Source organism: Allosaccharopolyspora coralli (genome assembly GCF_009664835.1).
Classification (GTDB): domain Bacteria; phylum Actinomycetota; class Actinomycetes; order Mycobacteriales; family Pseudonocardiaceae; genus Allosaccharopolyspora; species Allosaccharopolyspora coralli.
Genome location: NZ_CP045929.1, coordinates 3,133,318 through 3,153,222, shown reverse-complemented (window position 1 = coordinate 3,153,222; position 19,905 = coordinate 3,133,318). Strand labels below are relative to the sequence as shown.

The 19,905-nt window shown below is 68.3% G+C and carries 16 protein-coding genes; 8 read left to right on the top strand and 8 right to left on the bottom strand.

Annotated elements, in window-relative coordinates:
- Window positions 1–294 precede the first annotated feature (294 nt).
- Complete coding sequence (locus GIY23_RS14780) at window positions 295–702, bottom strand: nuclear transport factor 2 family protein (RefSeq protein WP_154077191.1); 408 nt, start codon at window positions 700–702, stop codon at window positions 295–297.
- Between the two features lie 204 nt (window positions 703–906).
- On the opposite strand from GIY23_RS14780, the gene GIY23_RS14775 reads away from it, so the two are divergent.
- Window positions 907–1,695, top strand: a complete 789-nt coding sequence (locus tag GIY23_RS14775) for an endonuclease I family protein (RefSeq protein ID WP_154077190.1) — start codon at window positions 907–909, stop codon at window positions 1,693–1,695.
- A 73-nt stretch (window positions 1,696–1,768) separates the two neighbouring features.
- Here GIY23_RS14775 and GIY23_RS14770 read toward each other — a convergent pair whose 3' ends face one another.
- Window positions 1,769–3,094, bottom strand: coding sequence for an MFS transporter (locus GIY23_RS14770; protein ID WP_154077189.1), 1,326 nt, complete (start codon window positions 3,092–3,094; stop codon window positions 1,769–1,771).
- A 158-nt stretch (window positions 3,095–3,252) separates the two neighbouring features.
- Window positions 3,253–3,951, bottom strand: coding sequence for an isochorismatase family protein (locus tag GIY23_RS14765; RefSeq protein WP_222850168.1), 699 nt, complete (start codon window positions 3,949–3,951; stop codon window positions 3,253–3,255).
- A 299-nt stretch (window positions 3,952–4,250) separates the two neighbouring features.
- On the opposite strand from GIY23_RS14765, the gene GIY23_RS14760 reads away from it, so the two are divergent.
- The gene (locus tag GIY23_RS14760) at window positions 4,251–8,327 is read left to right on the top strand and encodes a hydantoinase B/oxoprolinase family protein (RefSeq protein ID WP_222850167.1); all 4,077 of its coding nucleotides are present in this window, start codon (window positions 4,251–4,253) and stop codon (window positions 8,325–8,327) included.
- Window positions 8,328–8,404: 77 nt separating this feature from the next.
- Here GIY23_RS14760 and GIY23_RS14755 read toward each other — a convergent pair whose 3' ends face one another.
- Window positions 8,405–9,301: an IclR family transcriptional regulator gene (locus GIY23_RS14755; RefSeq protein ID WP_154077187.1), complete on the bottom strand. Its 897-nt coding sequence runs from the start codon at window positions 9,299–9,301 to the stop codon at window positions 8,405–8,407.
- Between the two features lie 101 nt (window positions 9,302–9,402).
- Complete coding sequence (locus tag GIY23_RS14750; protein WP_154077186.1) at window positions 9,403–10,077, bottom strand: MBL fold metallo-hydrolase; 675 nt, start codon at window positions 10,075–10,077, stop codon at window positions 9,403–9,405.
- A 309-nt stretch (window positions 10,078–10,386) separates the two neighbouring features.
- Here GIY23_RS14750 and uvrA point away from each other — a divergent pair, with 309 nt between their 5' ends.
- The gene (uvrA, locus tag GIY23_RS14745; protein ID WP_154077185.1) at window positions 10,387–13,248 is read left to right on the top strand and encodes an excinuclease ABC subunit UvrA; all 2,862 of its coding nucleotides are present in this window, start codon (window positions 10,387–10,389) and stop codon (window positions 13,246–13,248) included.
- Window positions 13,249–13,387: 139 nt separating this feature from the next.
- Here the strand turns inward: uvrA and GIY23_RS14740 are convergent, their stop codons facing one another.
- The 3 genes from GIY23_RS14740 to GIY23_RS14730 all read right to left on the bottom strand — a co-directional run bounded on the left by GIY23_RS14740 (window position 13,388) and on the right by GIY23_RS14730 (window position 16,120).
- A complete protein-coding gene (locus GIY23_RS14740; protein WP_154077184.1) occupies window positions 13,388–14,059 on the bottom strand; it encodes an esterase/lipase family protein in 672 nt (223 codons plus the stop codon).
- A 419-nt stretch (window positions 14,060–14,478) separates the two neighbouring features.
- A complete protein-coding gene (locus GIY23_RS14735; RefSeq protein ID WP_154077183.1) occupies window positions 14,479–15,771 on the bottom strand; it encodes an amino acid deaminase in 1,293 nt (430 codons plus the stop codon).
- A 4-nt stretch (window positions 15,772–15,775) separates the two neighbouring features.
- The gene (locus GIY23_RS14730; RefSeq protein WP_187352172.1) at window positions 15,776–16,120 is read right to left on the bottom strand and encodes a DUF1844 domain-containing protein; all 345 of its coding nucleotides are present in this window, start codon (window positions 16,118–16,120) and stop codon (window positions 15,776–15,778) included.
- A gap of 359 nt (window positions 16,121–16,479) precedes the next feature.
- Here GIY23_RS14730 and infC point away from each other — a divergent pair, with 359 nt between their 5' ends.
- From infC to pheS, 5 genes are all read left to right on the top strand, one after another.
- Window positions 16,480–17,019, top strand: a complete 540-nt coding sequence (gene infC, locus GIY23_RS14725) for a translation initiation factor IF-3 (protein ID WP_154077182.1) — start codon at window positions 16,480–16,482, stop codon at window positions 17,017–17,019.
- A gap of 91 nt (window positions 17,020–17,110) precedes the next feature.
- A complete protein-coding gene (gene rpmI / locus GIY23_RS14720) occupies window positions 17,111–17,305 on the top strand; it encodes a 50S ribosomal protein L35 (RefSeq protein ID WP_154077181.1) in 195 nt (64 codons plus the stop codon).
- Between the two features lie 87 nt (window positions 17,306–17,392).
- Window positions 17,393–17,761: a 50S ribosomal protein L20 gene (gene rplT / locus GIY23_RS14715; RefSeq protein WP_154077180.1), complete on the top strand. Its 369-nt coding sequence runs from the start codon at window positions 17,393–17,395 to the stop codon at window positions 17,759–17,761.
- Window positions 17,762–17,808: 47 nt separating this feature from the next.
- The gene (locus tag GIY23_RS14710) at window positions 17,809–18,633 is read left to right on the top strand and encodes a TrmH family RNA methyltransferase (protein ID WP_228717305.1); all 825 of its coding nucleotides are present in this window, start codon (window positions 17,809–17,811) and stop codon (window positions 18,631–18,633) included.
- A 156-nt stretch (window positions 18,634–18,789) separates the two neighbouring features.
- Window positions 18,790–19,857 (top strand): phenylalanine--tRNA ligase subunit alpha, encoded by a 1,068-nt coding sequence (pheS, locus tag GIY23_RS14705; protein ID WP_154077179.1) that lies wholly within the window; start codon window positions 18,790–18,792, stop codon window positions 19,855–19,857.
- The last annotated feature ends 48 nt before the right edge of the window (window positions 19,858–19,905 follow it).

Genomic DNA, 19,905 nt, shown 5'->3' with positions numbered 1-19,905 from the left:
CCTCAACCTGCCCCGAGTGTGGCACGGACCGGCAGAGCTCCGGTCGGTCACCGATCGGGCTCGCAGTGCTGAGAGGGCATTGTGGAAGTTGGTGGGGGTCCAGTCCGCCGCCCCCAGTTCGCGCCTCGCGGCGTTGGGGTCCTCTGAGTACCAGGAGTACGCGGCGAACAAACCCCCGCCTTGCGAGGCACGAACTCCGAACGCCGGAGCCCCCTCGCCCCGCCGCTGCTGGGCACGTACGAGGCGTGCCCTACAGGCACAAAAGCCAGTTCCCAAACGCACTCTGGGGGAGCGTCAGTCGCGGGGGAGCGGAGTCTCGTGCAGGTGCAACCACCGGAACCCGCCCGCTGCTGCCTGGTCCGGGCGCAGCGCCGCGGTCACCCTGCGGGGTGCGCGGTCCTCGCCGAGTCGATGGGTCTCCAGGTAGCGCACCAGAACCGCTTGGTCCGACCGAGTGAGGATCTCGACGTCCTGGACGTCGATGTGCAGCCCGGGCACGGCCCCCCGAGCGGCGGTGATCCCGTCGACGACGTCGGGCAACGCGACGATCTCGCCGATTGTGTCGACCATGCTGAACCCCGGGTCGTGCGCGGCGGCGAACGTGTCGATGTCGGCGTCGGCCGCCTCGCCCGCGAGCCACCCGGCGAGGAGTGCGGTGTGGGTGCCGATCTCGGCCACGATCTCGTCGTAGGTCACTGCCATGGGGTGATCGTACGGCCGCGGTCGTGCGCAACCGGACTGGGCGAGACACCGCTGTTTACGGGAATGGCGGGAAATTGCCGCCCCTGATCCACACTTCAGTGTCCACTTACGTGCGAACCTTCACCTGATCGAGCAACCAACGGTGCGCTGCGTAGGCGACGAGCTCGTGTCGTGAGCCCGCAGCGGTCGGGAAGGGACTCACTCGTGCAGCACAGCCGCCTCACCTCACTCGCCCTCGTCGCGGGCGCCGGTGTCCTCGCGATCGGACTGGCGACACCCGCTACCGCGGCTCCCACTCACCAGCCGCCCGAGGGCTACTACCAGGACGCAGTCGGCAAAACCGGGCCGGAACTCGAAGCCGCGCTCCACGGCATCATCAGCGAGCAGGACACACTGTCCTACGACCAGGTGTGGGACGGGCTCAAGGTCACCGACGAGGACCCGGCGAACAACGCCAACGTCCTGTTGTTCTACTCCGCGCGTTCGCAGAGCAAGGACAGTAACGGCGGGGATGCCGACCAGTGGAACCGCGAACACGTCTGGGCCAAGTCGCACGGTGACTTCGGCACCGCTCCCGGGCCCGGAACGGACCTGCACCACCTTCGCCCGACCGACGTGTCGGTGAACTCCGAGCGCGGGAACAAGGACTTCGACATGGGCGGATCCGAAGTCCAGGAAGCGCCGGGCAACTTCACCGACGACGACTCGTACGAGCCGCGTGACGAGGTCAAGGGCGACGTCGCCCGGATGATCATGTACATGGCGGTGCGCTACGAGGGCACCGACGGTTTCGCCGATCTCGAACTCAATGACCAGGTCGACAACGGAGAGCAGCCTTTCATGGGCCGTTCGTCGGTGCTGTTGCAGTGGCACGAGCAGGATCCGGTCGATGAGGCCGAACAGCGCCGCAACGACGTCATCTTCGACCAGTTCCAGCACAACCGGAACCCGTTCATCGACCGCCCCGAGTGGGCAGGCGAACTCTGGTCCTGACTCCGGCCCGATGGAGCGAACGGCACTCTCGCCCCGTCTCACGAGGTGACAGTGCCGTTCGCGCCGTTCGTGGTCAGTGCGAGGGGAGCGGTTCGCGTTCCTTCCTTCCGGTCAGAGGCTGCCCGGCGGTTTCCGGGAGCAGTGCCGAGGCTCCGAGGGCGACCGCGGCGACGAGCGCGAGATAGACCGCAGGGGCGAAGTCACTGCCGGTGAGCGCGAGGAGCAAGGTCGCCATGAACGGGGCCGTTCCGCCGAACACGGCGTAGGCCACGTTGTAGGTGATCGCCGAGGCGGTGTACCGGACGTCGGTGGGGAACAGTTCGGCGAGCAGGACCGCCGTCACCACGTTCACCGTGACCGTCCCCAGCGCCAGCATGAGCTGACCGCCCACCGCGCCCGCGAGCCCGCCGGTGCCCGCCACGAGAAAACCGGGGACGGCGAGTACGACGAGTGCGCCGCATGCGGCGAACAGTGCCCGGCGACGTCCGACGCGGTCGGTGAAGCGACCGGCGACGGGAGCCAGCAGGGTGGCGAAGACCAAAGCGACCACATTGGACAGCAGAACCCTGCCCTCGTCCATGCCGACCACTGTGTGCAGGAACGTCGTCATGTACGTCGAGAACATGTAGAACGACAACGCGGTGGCGATGACTACGCCGCCGAGCCGCAGCATCGCGGACGCCTGCGTGCGCACCGTGGTGGCCAGCGAGGAGGTCGGGGTTTCGTCGTCGTTCTGGACCTCTTGGAACACCGGGCTCTCGTCCAGCCGCCGGCGGATGTAGAAGCCGACGAGTCCGAGCGGTGCGGCGAGCAGGAACGGGACCCGCCAACCCCACTCGCTCATCTGGCTCTCGGACAGGCCCGCGGTCAACGAGTAGGCCACGAGCGCGGCGAGCGCGAACGATCCGAACGTGGCAGCGGGCAGCAGGCTCGCGTAACGAGCACGCCGGTTCGGCGGGCAGTGTTCGACGAGGTACGTGCAGGCGCCTGCGTACTCACCACCCGCGGAGAACCCTTGCAGGCAACGCGCGACCGTGAGCATCAGCGGAGCGGCGATCCCGACGGCGGCGTAGGTGGGCAGCAGTCCGATCGCGGTGGTGGCCGCCGACATGACGATCACGGTGAGGGCCAGCGTCCGCTTTCGGCCGATGCGATCGCCGAGCACACCGAAGAAGGCCCCGCCGAGCGGCCGGAGCGCGAACGCGACGGCGAAGACCGCGAAGGTCTGGAGCAGTCCGACGAGCTCGTTGTCGGCCGGGAAGAACTTGACGGACAGGGTGTGCGCGAGGAAGCCGTAGACCGCGAAGTCGAACCACTCGATGACGGTCCCCGCGACGGCGGCTCGGGTCACTTTGCGCAAGGTGGCCCGGTCGGTGACCGGATCGTGCTGGAAGGTCATGCACCACTCCCACTGGTTCGCGGCGGCGCGCTCCCGCTCGATCCGCCGGTGCTGAGGGCCCGTCGCGACCGAAGCCGGTGACGGGCTCGCGATGGGTTTCCGGAACCGACCCCCGGGTGCGTGGTCGGCTCCGGAACCGGGACGGTTCGCCGAGAGGGTCAGGAGGCGGTGGTCTCGGAGAACTTCGGCAGGTTGTCGAGGTACTTGACGACGTTGCTGAGCGGCTCGACGTCGCCGAACTTCGCGTTGATGTCGAAGAGGTTCCATGCCACGACGCCGTCCACGCGGTCGCCGACGGCTTCCTCGACGACGATCGGCCGGAACCCTTCGGCGATGCCGTCCTCGACGGTGTGCCGGACGCAGCCCGCCATCGTCACGCCGGTGACGATGATCGTGTCGATCCGGTTGGAGGTCAGGAACGAGGCGAGGTTGGTGCCGTGGAAGCCGCTCGCCCGCTTCTTCGTGATGACCAGGTCGCCGGACTCGGGCGCGATGCGGTCGTCGATGTCGACGCTGGGGTCGCCCACGGTCAGGGTCTCGAGCGGGATCTTGCTCGCCCACAGCCCCATGTCGGACGGTTGTCCGGAGTCGGTCACCTCGTAGGCGGTCGTGGTGTAGACGATGGGCACGCCCTTGGCGCGGGCCGAACGGTTGAGGTCCTGGCACGCCGGGATGATGACGTCCATGTTGTCGCAGGTGAACGCGTGACCGGGTCGGGTCCACGCGTTCGCCAGGTCGATGTGAACGATCGCCGGACGCGAGCCGTAGCCGATCCGGCGTTGGAATCCGCGCTTCTGGTACTCGGCGGTGTCCGTGGAGAAGGTCTGGTCCAGCAGCTTCTGCAGTTCTTGCGACACGATGATTCCTTTCGCCATGCGTCTCGGTCGACAACCGGTGGCGTCACCCGGCGCGGCTCAGGGTGGATACCCACGTCTCGCGGGTCCCTTCTCGGTGGCCCGCGGTTCACCTACTGCTGTGAGCGACGCACTCTGCGCACGGGGTGGCCGGGTTCGCTCGGTCTCCAGAGCGTGCACGAGTGTCGCCAAAAGCGCAACCGCGTTGCACATAAGACGACTTCTGAGGTTCCCGAGTCGGCGGCTCCCGAGAATTCTCTGCTCGTGATGGTGACCTCTTTCATTGCATGACCGGGGGGCGTGTGGTCTGGTTTCCGACCAACGCTGGATCGTTCAGCAGCGTCGCTGTCGGTTCTGACGCATTGACCGTTGCGCATGAGGCATCTATGTTGCCAGATAGCTCGGGTGATGATCTGGCTCACACCTTCGCCTCGTGGCCCGGCCGATCCGTGCGTGCGTCACCGCGAGATCGGGCCGCGGTCTCCGACCAGTGCCAAGGAGATGGAGTGATGAAGCGAATCGGCGTCGACGTCGGTGGGACGTTCACCGACCTGTACTTCCTCGACGAGGAATCCGGCCGCGTCGTGGTGGAAAAGGTGCCCTCGACCCCGTCGGATCCGTCGCGGGCCGTTCTGGACGGCCTTGAGGCGCTGTGCGTCAAAGCGGACGTGCGGCTGGACGAAGTGGATCAGCTCCTGCACGGCACGACGGTGGCCACCAACATCGCGTTGACCCACACCGGTGCCGACGTCGGCCTGATCACCACCGAAGGCTTCCGCGACGTGCTGCACATCGGCAGACACAAGAAACCGCACAACTTCTCGTTGCAGCAGGACCTGTCCTGGCAGTCCCTCCCGCTGGTCAAGCGACGGAACCGGGTGACCGTCGCGGAGCGCGTGACCGCCCCGGACGGCGAAGTGCTCACCGCGCTCGACGAGGACGAGGTGCGCGAACGAGTGCGAAACCTGCGGGAGGCCGGTGTGGACGCCATCGCCGTGTGCCTGCTGCACTCGTATCTCAACGACACGCACGAGCGCCGCATCAAGGAGATCGTCCACGAGGAGTACCCGGACTGCTACCTGTCGATCTCCAGTGAAGTCGTGCCGCTGTACCGGGAGTTCGAGCGGTTCTCGACCACGGCGCTCAACGCCTACGTCGGACCCCGCGTGTCCGGGTACCTGCGGCATCTCGCGACCGAGTTGACGTCGAGGGGCTTTCACCGCGAGGTGCTCATCATGCAGTCCTCCGGGGGCATGATTCCGATCGAGACCGCGGCGGACCACCCGGTCAACCTGCTGATGTCGGGTCCGGTCGCCGGCTTGACCGGCGGCATCTGGGCAGGGTCGCTCGCCGAGCGCAGCAACGTCGTCACTCTCGACATCGGGGGAACTTCGGCCGACATCGGCGTGGCGGTCGACGGCGAGATGCGGATGCGCCACCTGCTCGACACGAAGGTCGGCGACTACCAGGCGATGGTGCCGATGGTGGACATCGACACCATCGGCGCCGGCGGTGGTTCGCTCGCCTACGTCGACGAAGGCGGCGTGTACCGGGTCGGTCCGCAGTCCGCGGGTGCCGACCCGGGGCCCGCTTGTTACGGGCGTGGCGGGACTCAGGCCACCGCCACCGACGCGCAAGTCGTTCTGGGGCGCATGCGGGGAGACCAGGGTCTCGCAGGCGGTGGCATGCGGTTGAACGTCGATGCGGCGCGACAGGCGTTCTCGCCGATCGCCGACGAACTCGGCATGTCCGTCGAGGACGCCGCGATCGGCGCGGTCCAGGTCCAGAAGTTCGGGATGACGCAGGCCATCGAGCTCAGTTCGGTGCGTCGCGGCTACGATCCGCGCGATTTCACCTTGGTGGCCGGCGGTGGCGCCGGACCGCTGTTCGCCGCCGAGATCGCCGCGGAGCTCAACATCCCGCGCGTGCTCGTTCCTGCGAACCCGGGCATCATCGCCGCCACCGGTCTGCTCGCGACCGACCACAAACACGAGTTCGTCGCGACCGAGCGGCACACAGTGTCCACGATGGACCTTTCGTTGCTCGCCAAACGCTACGGAGAACTCACCGAGCAGGCGATGGGCCGGCTCGAGCGCGACGGCGTCGAACAGCACCACCGCGTCGTGCAACGGCTCGCCGAATGTCGGTGCGAGGGCCAGGGGTACGAGGTTCGGTTCGAGGTGCCCCACGGGGACATCGACGAGTCCTGGGTGGACCGGCTGCAAGAGGCGTTCCACGAGGCGCACGAGGCGGAGTACGGCCACCGGTTCGCGGGTGCCGAGGTGGAACTGGTCAACATCCGCGTCGTCGGCATCGGACGCATCGAGCCGTTGGACCTGCCGACCCTGCCCCCCAACACTCAGGACGTGAGTGCCGCCGAGATCGACCGTCGCGACGTGGTCTTCGACTCCGGTGGGCGCGCGGTCACCGAGAAGACCCCGTTCTACGACCGGCAGCGGCTCGAGAACGGCCACGAGATCGTCGGTCCCGCGGTCATCGAGCAGTACGACACGACCACCGTGGTTCCGCCCGGATTCGTCGCGTCGCTGGATTCGTTCGGCAACATCGTGATCGCCTGCCCCGAACCCGACAGCTCGGCGCCCGCGGAATCCGACGCCGCCGACGATCTCGCGGCACCGATCCTGATGCGGGTGATCGGCGGCGCCTTCACCTCCATCGCCAAGGAGATGGCCAGCGTCCTGTTCCGGATGGCGTACTCGTCGATCATCCGCGAGTCGGAGGATCTCGGCGCCGGGATCTTCGACGCCCAGGGCAACGTCCTGGCGGAGTCGGACTCGACGCCCATGTTCATGGGTGCGATGCCCAAGATCGTGCGAGGCGTGATCGAGGAACTCGCCGACGACATCCACGAGGGTGACGTCATTCTGCACAACGACCCGTACATGGGCGCCACGCACTCACCGGACGTCGCTGTCGTCACCCCGATCTTCTGGCGTGGCGAACTCGTCGGGTTCGCCGGTGCTTCCGGCCAGCTGCTCGACATCGGCGGTGCCTACCCGGGGCTGGCGATCGACCTGGTGGACAACCAGGCCGAAGGCCAGATCTTCCGCGCGATCAAGATCAGCGATCGCGGCGTGCGTCAGGACAAGCTGATGCAGCACATCCTGACCAACACCCGGACGCCCACCCAGAACGAAGGCGACATCGAGGCGATGATCGCCGCGTGCGACCTGGCGACACGGCGTTTCCTGACGCTGGTGGGCCGGTACGGCAAGGACACGGTGCTGGAGGCGGGCGGCTCGTGGCTGTCCTATTCGGAGCGCATGTTGCGTGCCGAGATCGCGAAGGTCCCGGACGGTGTCTACGAGACCGAGACCGGCTACCTCGACGACGACGGCGTCAACCCGGGCGAGAAGCTTCCGGTCAAGGTCAAGGTGATCATCGAGGGTGACGAGATCACCTACGACCTCACGGGTTCGAGCGACGAGGTGCCGTCGGCCTACAACTGTCCCTTCGAGGGAACGACGATGTCGGCGTTCGCCTTCATCACGCGCATGATCTTCCTGGACGAGGTGGCGCATCCGACCTTCGTTCCCCAGAACGAGGGTATGTTGCGTCCGGTGTCGGTCATCGCTCCCGAGGGGTCGATCTTCAACCCGCGCTACCCGAGGGCGTGCTTCGCGCGCTTCTGCCAGGTCCAGCGCGCCGTGGATCTCGCGCTGCGAGCCCTCTCCCCGGTGCTGCCGGATCAGGTGACCGCGGGCAACTCCGCCCACCTGCACTTCATGTCGTACTCCGGGTGGGAGGAAGAACGCGGCGAATACTGGGTCTACCTGGAGGTCAACGAAGGCTCCTACGGCGGCAGGCCGGAACGCGACGGGCTGGACTCGGTCGACTGCCTGATCGCAAACACCCGCAACAACCCGATCGAGGAGCTGGAATGGCGGTTCCCGATGCGCACGGACCGCTACGAGTTGCGGAGCGAGCCGTGCGCGGCCGGCCGCACGCGAGGCGGCGTCGGCATGGTTCGGGTCAACCGCTTCCTCGTCGACACGGTGGTCACGTGCGAGGGTGAGCGCCACGAGTCCGACGTGCCGTGGGGTGTCTTCGGCGGCCACGACGGTGCGAACGCATCGCTGGTCAAGAACCCCGGAAGTGCGTCCGAGGAGAACTGGCCGTCGAAGGTGAACGCGCGCCCCTTGAAGGCGGGCGACTGCGTGGAGATCACGGTGCCGAACTCCGGAGGCTACGGGGATCCGTACACCCGCGAGCCGGGCAAGGTGCTCGAGGACTTCCTCGACGAACTCACCACTGTGGAGCTCGCCCGCCGGGACTACGGCGTCGTGATCGACACCGGCACGATGAGTGTGGACACGGCTGCCACCGACGAGCTCCGCGCGCAGCGGGCAACCGTGTAACGCGACGGGATCGAGCGAGCCGCACCGTGCGATCCGGCGTGGCGGTCGCCGACGGGTTTCGTCGGCGACCGCCACGGTCACGTCGTGCGGGACTCCGGTTCGTGGGCAGGCCTGTCCTGTGCGGTCCTGCGCAGTGCACCGAGTCGCGCCGACACCTGGTCGGCTGCTTCCCGCACCCGGCGGATGTAGTCCTCGACCAGCAATGGGGTCGAACGTGACCGGGGAACCGACAACAGCACCGCGGCGACCACAGTGGACCGGTGATCGCGAATCGGGGCGGAGACGGACAGTTCCTCCGGGTCGGTGTCTCCGTCGTTGAGCGCGTAGCCCCGCTCGTAGGTCGTCCGCAACTTCTCCAGCAGACGCGTGATGTCGTCCTCGGTCCCGGTGATGGCCGAGACGAGGCCCTGCCGGATCAGTCGATGGATCTCGGTCTCGGTCCGCTCGGCGAGGAAGACCTGCACGGTCGCGCTGGTGGCCTTGGAGAAGCGGGCGCCGAGGGGAGTCGTGTGTTTGACCAGCTTCGGGCTCGGGACCTGTTCGACGACGATGGACTCGTGCCCGCTCCAGACGCTCAGGGCGGCGGTCTCGCCGGTGAGCTGGACGAGCTCCTCCAGGGCGGGGTACGTGACGCTGCGGACGTCGAGGTGCGCCAGCAGTGGCCCCGCCAGTCCGATGACACCCAGCCCCAGCCGGTACCGGCCGCTGTTGTCGTCCCGCTCGACCAGGTCGACCTGCTGGAGCGTGGCCAGGATCCGGGACGCGGTGCTCTTGTGCAGGTCGACGCGCCGCGCGATCTCGTTGACGCCGAGCATCGGATCGCTCACGGAGAACGCTTCGAGCACCCGGATCCCGTTGAGGAGCGAATGCAAGGGGCCGCGTGCCGAGCTTTCGGCGCCCAGCTCCGGATCTGGCGCCCCTGTCTTGGTGACCGGCGGGTTCTCCGACGGGCCGGACTGCTGTGACTCGCTCATCCGTCGAGATTATCGTCCGCGATCAGCCGATGCGGCGAACGGCACTCTCGCCTCGTCCTGTGGGGCGAAAGTGCCGTTCGCCCCACAGGACGCGGGGGGAATCACCAGCCGCGAGTGCGCCATTCGGCGAGCTTCGGGCGTTGCTCACCGAGGGTGGAGTCGTCGCCGTGGCCTGGGTAGAACCACGTGTCGTCCGGGAGTTCGGCGAACACGCGGGACTCCAGATCGTCCATGAGGCTCGTGAACGCTTCGGGGGAGCCGGTCTTGCCCGGGCCGCCGGGGAACAGCGAGTCGCCGGTGAACAGGTGAGGGCGACCGTTCGGGTCGCGGTAGAGCAGCGCGATCGACCCGGGCGTGTGGCCGCGCAGGTGGATCACCTCGAGGCTCAGGTTCCCGACCTCGACGGTGTCACCGTGCTCCACGAGACGGTCGGGCGGCACCGGCAGCGGGCGCGCGTCCTCCGGGTGGGCGAGGGTGTAGCAGCCGGTCTGGCCCGCGACGGACCCCAATGCCTGCCAATGGTCCTGGTGCTGGTGGGTCGTGACGATCGTGCGTAGGCGAGGCCGCAACGCGTCGTGCCCGAGCAGGTCGGTGAGCCGGTCGGACTCGGCGGCGGCGTCGATCAGCAGCGCGTCCCCGGTCGTGCGGCAGGTCAGCAGGTAGGCGTTGTTGTCCATCGGGCCCACCGACAGCTTCGTGATCACCACCGCGTCCAGCGAGCGGGTGGCGGCGGCGCCGCCTGGTTCGACGTGTCCGGTGTAGTTCTGTAGCTCCACGCGACGAGCGTAACGGCCTCCACCAGGATCGTGTGACGCGCACGATCCTGGTCGAGGCCGTCGCGTGAGGCGTACGTTGGACACGGCCTCCGCACCTCGCGCGCGTGAGTCTGCCGCATGGTCGTCGCCGGTCAGCGAGCTGTGGGCGGGTACGGACACCATGGCGCGCGAGCATTGTCGGTACCCCGGAATAGCATTGTTCGGTGAGCTGCGCTCGTGCTCCGGCCCGGATCGCGCTCGCCGCCGGGTCCGGTTCGCCGCACGCATTCGACCCACCGCACGCACTCGACACCGTCCGAAGGGATCACAGTGGCCGACCGCCTCGTCGTCCGCGGCGCCCGTGAGCACAACCTCCGCGGGATCGACCTGGACCTGCCCAGGGACAGCCTGATCGCGTTCACCGGCCTGTCCGGTTCCGGCAAGTCGAGCCTGGCCTTCGACACGATCTTCGCCGAGGGCCAGCGTCGCTACGTCGAGTCGCTGTCGGCGTACGCGCGCCAGTTCCTCGGCCAGATGGACAAGCCGGACGTGGACTTCATCGAGGGACTCTCGCCCGCGGTCTCGATCGACCAGAAGTCGACCAGCCGCAACCCCCGCTCGACGGTTGGCACGATCACCGAGGTCTCGGACTACCTGCGTCTGCTCTACGCGCGCGCGGGCAAACCGCACTGCCCGGTCTGTGGTGAGCACATCAGCAAGCAGACCCCGCAGCAGATCGTCGACCAGGTGTTGGCGATGCAGGAGCGGACCCGGTTCCAGGTGCTCGCACCGGTGATCCGCGGCCGCAAGGGCGAGTACGTCGACCTGTTCGAGCAGTTGCAGTCCCAGGGCTACGCGCGCGCCCGGATCGACGGGGCGGTGCACAAGCTCGAGGACCCGCCCAAACTGAAGAAGCAGGAGAAGCACGACGTCGACGTCGTGGTCGACCGCCTCACGGTCAAGGCGAACGCCAAGCAGCGCCTCACCGACTCGGTCGAGACCGCGCTGCGGCTCGCCGACGGCCTCGTGGTGCTGGAGTTCGTCGACACCGACGAGCACGACCCGCACCGGGAGCGCCGGTTCTCCGAGAACCTCGCCTGCCCGAACGGCCACCCGTTCGGCGTCGACGAGCTGGAACCCCGCTCGTTCTCGTTCAACTCGCCCTACGGCGCGTGCCCGGAGTGCGCCGGTCTGGGCAACCGCAAGGAGGTCGACCCGGAGCTGGTGGTGCCGGACGAGGACCTCTCGCTCGGTGAGGGTGCCATCGCGCCGTGGGCGGGCGGGCAGACCGCCGACTACTTCACCCGGCTGCTCACCTCCCTGGCCGAGTCGATCGGCTTCCGGATGGACACTCCGTGGTCGAAGCTGCCCACGAAGGTCAAAAAGGCCGTCCTGCACGGCACCTCGGACCAGGTGCACGTCCGGTACCGCAACCGCTACGGGCGGCAGCGCTCCTATTACGCCAGCTACGAAGGCGTCATTCCGTTCCTCGAACGGCGGATGGAGCAGACCGAATCGGACTACGCGCGCGAGAAGTACGAGGGCTACATGCGGGACGTGCCGTGCCCGGCCTGCGACGGCACCCGCCTCAAGCCCGAGATCCTCGCGGTGACCATGGAGAACGCCGAGCACGGCGACTACTCCATCGCCGAGGTCAGCGCCCTGAGTGTCCGCGAGTGTTCGGAGTTCCTCCAGCACCTCGTCCTGGGCACGCGGGAGGAGATGATCGCCGGACGGGTGCTCAAGGAGGTCCAAGCTCGGTTGGGCTTCCTGCTCGACGTCGGCCTCGACTACCTGTCGCTGGACCGCGCCGCGGGCACTCTCTCCGGGGGAGAGGCCCAGCGCATCCGGCTCGCCACGCAGATCGGCTCCGGCCTGGTGGGAGTGCTCTACGTCCTGGACGAACCCTCGATCGGCCTGCACCAGCGCGACAACCACCGGCTGCTGGAGACGCTGTCCCGGCTGCGTGACCTGGGCAACACGTTGATCGTCGTCGAACACGACGAGGACACGGTGCGCAGCGCCGACTGGGTCGTCGACATCGGCCCCGGTGCCGGGGAACACGGTGGCCGGGTCGTGCACAGCGGGCCGTACAAGGAGCTGCTCGACAACAGCGAGTCACTCACCGGCGCCTACCTGGCACGGCGCAAGCACATCCCGACGCCGACCCAGCGCCGCAAGCGGGACCCGAAACGCCAACTGACCGTGGTCGGGGCGCGCGAGCACAACCTGCGCAAGATGGACGTGGCGTTCCCGCTGGGCTGCCTCATCGGCGTCACCGGCGTGTCGGGCTCCGGCAAGTCGACGCTGGTCAACGACATCTTCGCGGCGGTACTGGCGAACAAGGTCAACGGTGCGCGGACCGTGCCCGGCAGGCACACCCGGGTCAACGGGCTGAGCAACGTCGACAAGCTGGTGCAGGTCGACCAGTCACCGATCGGCCGCACACCGCGGTCGAACCCGGCGACCTACACGGGCGTGTTCGACCGGATTCGCAAGCTGTTCGCCGCCACGACCGAGGCGAAGGTTCGCGGGTACCAGCCGGGCCGGTTCTCGTTCAACGTCAAGGGCGGCCGGTGCGAGGCGTGTGCGGGCGACGGCACGCTGAAGATCGAGATGAACTTCCTCCCGGACGTGTACGTGCCGTGCGAGGTGTGCGGCGGGGCCCGCTACAACCGCGAAACCCTCGAGGTGCACTACAAGGGCAAGACCATCGCCGAGGTCCTCGACATGCCGATCGAGGAGGCCACCGAGTTCTTCGAGCCGATCACCGCGATCCACCGGCACCTCAAGACGCTGGTCGACGTCGGGCTCGGGTACGTGCGGCTCGGACAACCGGCGCCGACGCTCTCCGGTGGCGAGGCGCAGCGCGTCAAGCTCGCCAGTGAGCTGCAGAAACGATCCACCGGTCAGACGGTCTACGTCCTGGACGAGCCCACCACCGGCCTGCATTTCGAGGACATCCGCAAGCTGCTCGGGGTCGTCAACGGGCTCGTCGACAAGGGCAACACGGTGGTGATCATCGAGCACAACCTCGACGTCATCAAGACCGCCGATTGGCTGCTCGACCTCGGCCCGGAAGGGGGATCGGGCGGCGGCGAGCTCGTCGCGGAGGGGACACCGGAGCAGGTCGCGGCCGTGGAGACCAGCTACACCGGCCGGTACCTGGCCCCGGTACTCGCGGAAGGCTGAGCGGGCATTGTGGAACTGGGTGTGTGGTCCGGTGCTGCCGTCCCAGTTCGCGCCTCGCGGCGTTGGGGTCCTCTCGCGTACCAGGGAGTACGCGCCGAGAACCACATGCCTTCTGAGCGACCGGGGCCCGGTGCGGGGGTCAGGCGACGAACGCCCGGACGCCCTCCATCACCTCGTGATTGGCGAGCAGCCCGAGGTGGCTCACGCAGGCGAGTTCGGTGTTCTCCGCCCCGTCGAGCACCGTGCTCTCCGCCGGGTACACCACCCCGTCGCACGGCGACCACCAGGTCGCGTAGCTCGTGTCGCCCGGAGTCTCGTCACCCTCGTTGAGCTGGGTGAGGAACTCCGAGCCCGGTCGCATGTCCGCGCAGGAGTCGTCGCCACAGCCTTCGGCGGACGTGGTCCCGTGGTTCGGGCCGCCGAGCGAGACCCAGTCGTCGACCTTGCTGGTGCCGTCGAGGAAACTGAGGTACCAGCGCGTGTTGAGCCCGCCCATCGAGTGCGTCACCACGTCGACCTGCGATGCGCCTGTGCTCGCGAGCACCTCGTCCACGTAGCCCGCGAACTCCTCGGCGGTGATCTCGTTCGACTGCGCGGTGTCGTAGTCCCACGCGTGCAGCTCGTCGCTGCTGTACCCGTTGTTCTCGAAGTCGGCCTTCATGGCGTCCCAGTTCCAGCTGGACCCGTTCCAGCCGTGGACGAAGATCACCGGGTCGTGCTCGGCGGCGGGGACGGCGGCAGCGCTCGCGGGTGCGGTGAACGCGAGAGCGGCGGCGCAGACGATCGTGAACGCGAAGCGGCATCGGCGCATGGTTCTGGTCCTGTTCCTCGGAGCTGGGGACAACCGGGCAGGCAATGCACCCGTGCTTCGAGCAACGATCTCGGGAACGATCGGACGTGACCGTACTCACAGGTTCGCCCGAATGGCGCTCGAGGAGTCCGATCAGTCGTACGCTCCGCCACCGCCGACACCCGTCCGGCGGAGAGCTCCGGGAAATCCATGTGAGAGGCCGCGCGTGGGTGGTTGCAGTACGAGTCGGGGTCGTGTCGTGTCAGCGGCGGAGCCGCTGAGCGTTCAACCACGTACGCAGCCGGACCACCGGCGGGTTCTCAGCGCTCTCCTCGCGAGGACAGCGGTTTCGTTGCGTAGGTGGCTACTCGAGAAACCGATCCCGCAGCGAGGAGGGAGCTGGGGTTCCGCCACCAAGCAACACCCCCTGAAACGCCCCCTCAAAAGAACGTGCGGATCAGGTCGACGACTTCGTCGTCGCGGACGAGCGGGATCAGCGACCAGCGGTCGAACACCGTGCACGGGTGGGAGAGGCCGAAACCGATCCGGTCGCCGACGCGGAGGCCGCTATCGGCGGGAACGTCGAGGAACGCGTGCTGGTCGGCCAGCGCGGTGACCCGGCATCCCGTCAGCGGGGCGGTTCCCTCGTCGGCACACACCACCTGGGGTTCAGGCAGTCCCGCGTCGAAGGAGACGTCGCGGCGTCCCATCGTGGCCAGCGCCAGTGTCGGTTCGGGGTGCGAGGTGATCTGCGCCCAGATCCGCATCGCCGACTGGAACGGGGATTCGGCGCCGGTCAGCCGGTGTTCGCGTCCCAGCGGCGACATCCCGCGGTACAGACCGTCGTCGTGGGTGAGATACGCACCGCTGCGCAGGACCGGAAAGACCTCGCGTCGCGTCGGCCAGTCGGTCGTGAGCGCGTCGGTGACCTGATCGAAGTAGGAACTGCCGCCGCAGCTGACGAGAACGTGCTCGGTCTCGAACAGGTCGTCGTGATCGAGCCGGAGGGCCAGTTCCCGCACGTCACCGAGGTACGCGTCCACCGTCTCCAATGCGCTCGGGTCGGTGGACCGAGCGATCGCCGCTTCGTAGCCGGCCACACCGACGAGCCGCAGCTTCGGGCTGGCCGCGACCGCTCGGGCGATCTCCACGGACTCTTCCACGCCGCGTGCGCCGGTACGACCTCCCGGGGCGCCGAGTTCGACGAGCACGTCCAGCGGCCGTCGCCCGGTGAGCGCCTCGTCCATCAGCCGCACCCCGCGCAGCGAGTCGACCCAGCAGGCGCAGTCGAAGCCGGGATCGGCGTCGAGCTCACCGGAAAGCCACCGCAGCGCCTGCGGGTCCACGAGCTGATTCGCCAGCAACACCCGGCGGAGGCCGAACGCCCGGTAGACGCGGAGCTGGCCAGCCGTCGCGGCCGTGATGCCCCACGCCCCGTGGTCAAGCTGCCGCTCGAACAGCCGCGGCGCCATCGTCGTCTTTCCGTGCGGCGCCAGGAGAACGCCGCGCTGCGCACACCACTCGGCCATGGTGCGCAGGTTGTGGTCGAGCGCCGGCTCGTCGAGCGTGAGGACCGGGCCGAGGAACTCCGTGAGCGACGGGCCCGTGGCCAGGAACTCGCCGGTGGTCATCCCGAAGGCGCGTTCCGGGATCGACCGGAACCGCCAGTCCAGCTTCTCGTCCCGCAGTGCTCGCACCGCCGCGCGGTCCAGGGGCGCGGTGGCCTCCGTCATCGGCTCAGTGCACCGGACCGGTGTACTTTTCGCCGGGGCCCTGTCCCGGCGGGTCCGGAACGGCGGAGGTCTCTCGGAAGGCGCGCTGCAGGCTCTGCAGCCCGTCGCGGATCGGACCGGCGTGCGCACCGAGGTATTCGACGGAGGCGGTGACCAGACCGGCGAGCGCGGTGATCAGACGCCGTGCTTCGTCCAGGTCGCGAGTGGCCGAGTGCTCCGGCTCGTCGTCGGCGAGTCCGAGTTTCTCTGCGGCCGACGACATGAGCATGACCGCCGCCCGGCTGATCACCTCGACGCTGGGAACATCCACCATCTCGCGGACGTTGACGTCGGTGTCCATGCTGCTCATCGCGTCGGGGTCCACCCCGTCGGGCAGGTCGGAACCGGCGTTCGACGAAGTGTCCTGGCCCGGGTGGGAATGCTGCTCGGTCACGCCTGGTACCCTCGCATGCGTGACCAGCCCCCGCCTTGCCGGGGGCGGCAAAGTGGAGCCCCGCTCCCACCCGCGTGACCGATTCCGAGGTCGCCGGGTTCCGGTCTTCGCCGACGGCGTGGTCGTGGGCGACAGGGACGCCCGTCACGGGCGCCGGTTCGATCGGTCGGAGTAGGGTCCCGCGATCCTTCGGGTTGCGGGACTGCTTGCGTGCGCAGGGGTGAGCTTCACACGCCGCGGTGCAGCAGTGAACCGGATCGAACCGAGGAGGCCCCATCAGCTCCGACACGCGCATCAACGACCGCATCCGCGTGCCCGAGGTCCGCTTGGTCGGACCGAACGGCGAACAGGTCGGCATCGTCCGCATCGAGGACGCGTTGCGCCTGGCGCAGGAAGCGGATCTGGACCTTGTCGAGGTCGCCCCGCAGGCGCGCCCGCCGGTCTGCAAGCTCATGGACTACGGCAAGTTCAAGTACGAGAGCGCGCAGAAGGCTCGCGAGTCGCGGAAGAACCAGCAGCAGACCGTCATCAAGGAGCAGAAGCTCCGGCCGAAGATCGACCCGCACGACTACGAGACGAAGAAGGGCCACGTGAGCCGCTTCCTCGGGCAGGGTCACAAGGTCAAGGTGACGATCATGTTCCGTGGTCGTGAGCAGTCCCGTCCCGAGCTGGGATTCCGACTGCTGCAACGGCTGGCCGACGACGTCGCCGACCTGGGGTTCATCGAGGCGAACCCGAAGCAGGACGGCCGCAACATGATCATGGTGTTGGCTCCGCACAAGACGAACAAGAGCAAGTCCAAGGCCACCGCGTAAGCAGCACGACAGGAGGGTGGCGTCGCACGGCGTCACCCGCCGGACGATCCTGGCCCGTCGCAGGCCGGGCGAGCACGGAACGAGGACGAGAATGCCGAAGAACAAGACGCACAGCGGAACCAAGAAGCGTTTTCGCGTGACCGGCAAGGGCAAGCTCCGCCGCGAGCAGGCGGGACGCCGCCACATCCTGGAGAAGAAGTCCAGCCGCGTCACCCGTCGTCTCGAGGGCACCGAGACGGTGGCCAAGAACGACGTCGCCCGCGTCAAGCGGCTGCTGGGTCGCTGACCCGCTGGTGAGCCACGCGCTCACCTCCGCTTCCAGCCCATCTCCGGGCGGCACGACCGCCCCCGACAGACCAACAGGACGGAACCCGTGGCACGCGTCAAGCGGGCAGTGAACGCCCAGAAGAAGCGCCGGATGATTCTCGATTCGGCCAGCGGTTACCGCGGTCAGCGCTCCCGGCTGTACCGCAAGGCCAAGGAGCAGATGCTCCACTCGATGACCTACAACTACCGGGACCGTCGCGCCCGCAAGGGCGAGTTCCGGAAGTTGTGGATCACCCGTATCAACGCCGCGACCCGGCAGAACGGGCTCAGCTACAACCGTTTCGTTCAGGGAATGAAGGCCGCCGGTGTCGAGGTGGACCGCAAGGTCCTCGCCGACATGGCGGTGCGCGACCCGCAGGCGTTCACCGCGCTGTGCGACGTGGCGCGCGAGAACCTGCCGGAAGGCGTGGCCTGAGCACCGCACGAGGTTCGGCCCGACGACCCGGGACCGAGGCCGCTCCGTTGACGGAGCGCTCGGCCCGGGTCGTCGTCGCTCGGAAGCTGACCCGCCGCGCGGGTCGCGAGAAGGCGGGGGCGTTCCTCGCCGAGGGCGCCCAGGCCGTGCGGGAGGCGTTGGTCGCGCATCGTGCCGGTACGGCGGGACTGCGGGAGGCGTTCACCACCGCGGCCTTCGCCGAACGGCAGCCGGAGCTCGTCGCCGACCTGCTCGACGGCGACGTGCGGGTGCACGAGGTGACCGAGCGGGCGGCGGCTTCGCTGTCGGAGACGGTGACCCCGCAGGGCGTGGTCACCGTGTGCGACCGTCTCGACGTCCCGGTGAGCGCGGCGCTGGCTGTCCGCCCGCCGCTGGTCGCGGTGCTGGTGGGCATCACCGATCCGGGCAACGCGGGCACGGTGCTCCGTGTCGCCGACGCTGCCGGCGCCGGCGCGGTCGTCTTCGCAGGGGACAGCGTCGACCCGTTCAACGGCAAGGCGGTGCGGGCGTCGACGGGCAGCCTCTTCCACCTGCCGATCGCGCGCGAGCGGGACGTCGACTCGGTGCTGGCCGCCTGCCGCGACGCCGGACTGAGTCCGCTCGGAGCCGACGGCCACGCAGCGCACGATCTGGCCGCGTCCGAGGCGCGCGCGCTGCTGGGGAGGCCGACGGCATGGGTGTTCGGATCTGAGGCCCACGGGCTCCCGGACGAGCTGGTCGCCAGGCTCGACAGCACGGTGCGCGTTCCGATCTACGGGCAGGCCGAAAGTCTCAACCTCGCCACGGCGGCGGCAGTGTGCTTGTACGCCTCCGCGCGCGAGCAACGCGAACCGGGTGGGGTGCGTGGGTGACGTGCCGCGAACACGCCTGGACGATGCTGTGCGGTATCTCGTTGCCGCGATCGCTTAGACTCGACTGACACCCATTTCAGGCAGGTCGGCTTTCAGGCAGGTCGGCGGAGCCGTCGAGTCTGAGATGCCGCCGAGAACGGGAGTGACGCACCGACGATGTCCGCAGCGAACGACTCGTACGACCCGAAGGAGGTCGCCGCGCTCGCGCCGGAGACGCTCGAGGAAGCCGTGGTGGCGGCGGGCAAGGCGTTCGAGGAGGCGGCCGACCTCGACGAGTTGGCGAAGGTCAAACCCGCACATCTGGGGGAGCGGTCCCCGCTGCTCACCGCCCGCCGGGAGATCGGCGCGCTGCCCCCGAAGGCACGCTCGGACGCCGGGAAGCGGGTGAACCACGCGCGCGAGTCGATCCAGTCCGCCTACGACACGCGTCGCGCGCAGCTGCAGGCCGAGCGGGACGAGAAGGTCCTGGTCGAGGAATCCGTGGACGTCACGTTGCCGGGCAACCGGGTGCCTGCCGGGGCGCGACACCCGATCACGCAGCTCACCGAGCAGATCGGCGACACCTTCGTCGCGATGGGCTGGGAGGTCGCCGAGGGCCCGGAGCTGGAGACGGAGTGGTTCAACTTCGACGCGCTCAACTTCGGCAAGGACCACCCGGCCCGAACCATGCAGGACACGTTCTACGTGGCGCCGCGGGACTCGGGTCTGGTGTTGCGCACGCACACCTCGCCGGTGCAGATCCGGAGTCTGCTGAACCGCGAGCTGCCGGTGTACGTGGTGTGTCCTGGCCGCACCTTCCGCACCGACGAGCTCGATGCGACGCACACCCCGGTCTTCCACCAGATCGAGGGCCTCGCCGTCGACGAGGGTCTGACGATGGCGCACCTCAAGGGCACGCTGGACGCCTTCGCGCGCGCGATGTTCGGCGACGAGGCGTCGGTGCGGCTGCGCCCGTCGTTCTTCCCGTTCACCGAGCCGTCCGCGGAGGCCGACGTCTGGTTCCCGCAGAAGAAGGGCGGTGCCGGATGGGTCGAGTGGGGCGGCTGCGGCATGGTCAACCCGAACGTGCTGCGTGCCTGCGGGCTCGACCCGGAGGTGTATTCCGGTTTCGCGTTCGGCATGGGCGCGGAACGCACCCTGCAGTTCCGCAACGGCATCCCCGACATGCGGGACATGGTCGAGGGTGACGTGCGGTTCACCGCGCCGTTCGGCATCGACTCCTGAGCGCCCGTGGCGCCTGACACCCGTTCGTTCGAGAGAAGGGCTTGACCC

Bases quoted from the DNA above. Each gene is read 5' to 3' on its own strand.
- GIY23_RS14740 (WP_154077184.1), bottom strand. From the start codon at position 14,059: ATGCGCCGATGCCGCTTCGCGTTCACGATCGTCTGCGCCGCCGCTCTC.
- GIY23_RS14780 (WP_154077191.1), bottom strand. From the start codon at position 702: ATGGCAGTGACCTACGACGAGATCGTGGCCGAGATCGGCACCCACACC.
- pheS (WP_154077179.1), top strand. From the start codon at position 18,790: ATGTCCGCAGCGAACGACTCGTACGACCCGAAGGAGGTCGCCGCGCTC.
- GIY23_RS14755 (WP_154077187.1), bottom strand. From the start codon at position 9,301: ATGAGCGAGTCACAGCAGTCCGGCCCGTCGGAGAACCCGCCGGTCACC.
- GIY23_RS14735 (WP_154077183.1), bottom strand. From the start codon at position 15,771: ATGACGGAGGCCACCGCGCCCCTGGACCGCGCGGCGGTGCGAGCACTG.
- rpmI (WP_154077181.1), top strand. From the start codon at position 17,111: ATGCCGAAGAACAAGACGCACAGCGGAACCAAGAAGCGTTTTCGCGTG.
- GIY23_RS14770 (WP_154077189.1), bottom strand. From the start codon at position 3,094: ATGACCTTCCAGCACGATCCGGTCACCGACCGGGCCACCTTGCGCAAA.
- GIY23_RS14730 (WP_187352172.1), bottom strand. From the start codon at position 16,120: ATGAGCAGCATGGACACCGACGTCAACGTCCGCGAGATGGTGGATGTT.